At 64.1% G+C, this 3,045-nt stretch carries 6 protein-coding genes and 1 pseudogene; all 7 read left to right on the top strand.

Features of this window, described 5'->3' with window-relative positions; translation table 11 throughout:
• A pseudogene (locus tag RJQ10_RS06935) lies at window positions 1-479 on the top strand (ubiquinone biosynthesis regulatory protein kinase UbiB); the annotation flags it as partial.
• Window positions 480-533: 54 nt separating this feature from the next.
• Window positions 534-932 (top strand): phosphoribosyl-AMP cyclohydrolase, encoded by a 399-nt coding sequence (gene hisI, locus RJQ10_RS06930; RefSeq protein WP_350144981.1) that lies wholly within the window; start codon window positions 534-536, stop codon window positions 930-932.
• Window positions 929-1,249 (top strand): phosphoribosyl-ATP diphosphatase, encoded by a 321-nt coding sequence (locus tag RJQ10_RS06925; RefSeq protein WP_350144979.1) that lies wholly within the window; start codon window positions 929-931, stop codon window positions 1,247-1,249. The genes hisI and RJQ10_RS06925 overlap by 4 nt, the downstream gene beginning before the upstream one ends.
• A 47-nt stretch (window positions 1,250-1,296) precedes the next feature.
• Complete coding sequence (gene tatA / locus RJQ10_RS06920; RefSeq protein ID WP_350144977.1) at window positions 1,297-1,512, top strand: twin-arginine translocase TatA/TatE family subunit; 216 nt, start codon at window positions 1,297-1,299, stop codon at window positions 1,510-1,512.
• Window positions 1,513-1,521: 9 nt separating this feature from the next.
• Entirely contained in the window at window positions 1,522-1,887 is a 366-nt protein-coding gene (gene tatB / locus RJQ10_RS06915; RefSeq protein ID WP_350144975.1) for a Sec-independent protein translocase protein TatB, read from the top strand.
• Window positions 1,884-2,636 (top strand): twin-arginine translocase subunit TatC, encoded by a 753-nt coding sequence (gene tatC, locus RJQ10_RS06910; RefSeq protein WP_350144973.1) that lies wholly within the window; start codon window positions 1,884-1,886, stop codon window positions 2,634-2,636. Before tatB ends, tatC begins: the two co-directional genes overlap by 4 nt.
• A partial coding sequence (locus tag RJQ10_RS06905) for an ABC transporter transmembrane domain-containing protein (protein WP_350144971.1) occupies window positions 2,636-3,045 on the top strand: 410 nt, incomplete at its 3' end. The genes tatC and RJQ10_RS06905, both read left to right, overlap by 1 nt.

Raw genomic sequence — 3,045 nt, 5'->3', positions numbered from 1 at the left:
TGGAGGTCCAGCCTTCGCTGGTGTTGCTGCAGAAAACCCTGCTCAACATCGAGGGGCTGGGCCGCCAGCTGTACCCGCAGCTGAACCTGTGGGATACCGCCCAGCCCTTTCTGGAGCGCTGGATACAGGAGCGCTACTCGCCGCAGTCGGTGCTCAAGCGCCTGCAGCGCCACCTGCCGTCCTGGCTGGAGCAGCTGCCCCAGGTGCCCGACGCGGTACTCGACAACCTGCAGCGCTCCCAGGGCGTTCCTGCCACCCAGGCTTCCGGCTTGCAGCAGAGACAGCGGGAGTTGATGGCAGCCCGGGACCGGCGCCTGCGCTTGCGCCGCCGCCGGCTACTGGCCGCTGTGGCCGGCGGGCTGGCGGTGCTCGTGGCCCTCCCGGGCGGGCTGGCGCAGCTGGCGACCCTGCCCTGGGTGAGCTGGCTGCTGGCCGCTACAGCCCTGGCATTGCTGTGGCCGCGCCGGAGTGACGGCTGATGTGTCCGGGTTGGCCCTGTGCCATAATGCCGGCCCATGAATACCGAGACGACAATGGCTGGTGAACCGCTGACCGCGGCCGTGCAGTGGAACGAGCAGGGCCTGGTGCCGGCAATTGCCCAGGATTGGCAGACCGGCGACGTCCTGATGATGGCGTGGATGAACCCCCAGTCACTGGCCCTGACCGTGGCCGAGGGGCAGGTCGTCTACTGGTCGCGCTCCCGACAGGCGCTGTGGCGCAAGGGCGAGACATCGGGCAACGTACAGCTGCTGAAGGAACTGCGCCTGGACTGTGACGGCGATACCCTCTTGCTGCTGGTCGACCAGGTCGGTGATATCGCCTGCCATACCGGCCGCCGACGCTGCTTTTACCAGCGCTGGGAAGAGGGTGGCTGGCAGGTAACTGACACGGTATTGAAATCGCCGGAAGCACTGTATGGACGGCCGGAATGAGTGACATTCTGCAACAATTGGATGGCATACTTGCCCAACGCAAACTGGCGGATCCCGCCAGTTCCTATGTCGCCAGCCTGCACCACAAGGGTCTGAACAAGATCCTGGAGAAGGTGGGCGAAGAGGCAACCGAAGTCATCCTCGCGGCAAAGGATGTGCAGGACGACCCCGCGGCACTGCTCGGGGAAGTGGCGGACCTGTGGTTCCACACCCTGGTCATGTTGTCCCATCTCAATCTCGACTCCGCCGCGGTGCTGGAATGCCTGCAGCGCAGGGTCGGTGTATCGGGACTGGAAGAAAAGGCCTCGCGCGGTTAGGGGCGCAGCCATCATCAACGACAGCAACAGGAAACACGGAGAGAGACATGGGTATCGGCGGTATTAGTATCTGGCAATTGCTGATCATTCTGGCAATCGTCATCATGTTGTTCGGCACCAAGCGCCTGCGCACTCTGGGTAGCGACCTCGGCAGCGCGGTCAAGGGCTTCCGCAAGAGCATCAAGGACGAGGACGACACCACGGACAAGGCAGAGGCCGAGGACAGCACCCGGCCTTCCGGGGACAGCAACCCCAAGCCCTGATCCACAGCCATGTTTGATATCGGTTTCACCGAGCTGGTTCTCATTGCCGTGGTCAGCCTGCTGGTCATTGGCCCGGAACGCCTGCCCGGCGCCATCCGCACGGCCGGCGCCTGGCTGCACCGCATCAAGCGGGGTTTCAATGACATCCGGCAGGAGGTGGAGCAGGAGTTGCACAACGACTCCGTGCTGCAGGAGTTACGCAAGACCCGGGATGAGATCAAGGCCGGCGTCGCCAGTGCCGAGCAGGAGTTGAAGGAAGATATGGCCGCAGTAAATCGCCGCTCTGGCGAAGACGCAGACTCTGGCGAGGACGCTGCCGCCGGCACCGAGCGCGGCAAGACCCCTGCCAGCGGCCAGGACCCTTCGACCCCATGAATGAAGAATCCGGCGACCAGCCACTGCCGCTGGTGGCGCACCTCACCGAACTGCGGGACCGGCTGTTGCGCTCCCTGCTATCGGTGCTGCTGGTGTTCATTGGCCTGTTTCCCTTCTCCAACGAGATCTACAGCTTCGTCTCCAGGCCGCTGCGCGCCCTGCTGCCGGAAGGCGCCACCATGATCGCCACCGAGGTCGCCTCCCCCTTCCTGACACCGTTCAAGCTGACCCTGGTGGCCGCGATCTTCATCGCCATTCCCTATGTGCTCTACCAGATCTGGAGTTTCATAGCCCCCGGCATGTACCGCCACGAAAAGCGCCTCGCGGTACCGCTGCTCGCCTCCAGCGTCCTGCTCTTCTACGCCGGCGCGGCCTTTGCCTACTACGTCGTGTTCCCGCTGATTTTCGGCTTCTTTACCAGCGTGGGCCCGGCCGATATCGCCATCATGACCGATATCAACAGCTACCTGAATTTCGTCCTCAAGCTGTTTTTCGCCTTCGGCATCGCCTTCGAGATCCCCATCGCCGCGGTGATCCTGATCTGGGCCGGCATCACCACGCCGGAGGATCTGGTCAAGAAGCGCCCCTACATCATCGTCGGCTGTTTCGTGTTCGGCATGCTGCTGACCCCGCCCGATGTCATCTCCCAGGCCCTGCTGGCCGTGCCGATGTGGATCCTGTTCGAGGTCGGGGTGTTCTTCGGGCGCTACATCCAGCGCCGGGACAGCAGCGCGGCAGACACGGAGTAATGGCGCCGCCCCCCGGACGCTCCCTGTCACCACTGCTGGCCATATTCCGGTTCCTGCTTCCATACCGGGCGCGCCTGCTGGGCGCCGGCGGCGCCCTGCTGTTTACCGCTGGCGCCACCCTGTTCCTGGGCCGGGGTATCCAGGTGCTGATTGACGAGGGTTTCGGCGGCGGCACCAGCGCCGACCTGCGCAACGCCATCAGCGTGATCATGGTGATTGCCGGGGCCATGGCCATCGGTACCTTCCTGCGCTTCTACCTGGTGTCGTGGCTGGGGGAAAGGGTCAGCGCCGACCTGCGCAAGGCCGTATTCGACAACATCATCCGGCTCGACCCCGGCTATTTCGAGACCAATCGCAGCGGGGAAATCATGTCGCGGCTGACCACCGACACCACCCTGCTGCAGACCAT

This window comes from Haliea sp. (assembly GCF_040222615.1).
Classification (GTDB): Bacteria; Pseudomonadota; Gammaproteobacteria; order Pseudomonadales; family Halieaceae; genus Haliea.
The sequence above is the reverse complement of the archived record's forward strand: the minus strand, read 5'-3'. Positions and strand labels throughout refer to the sequence as shown.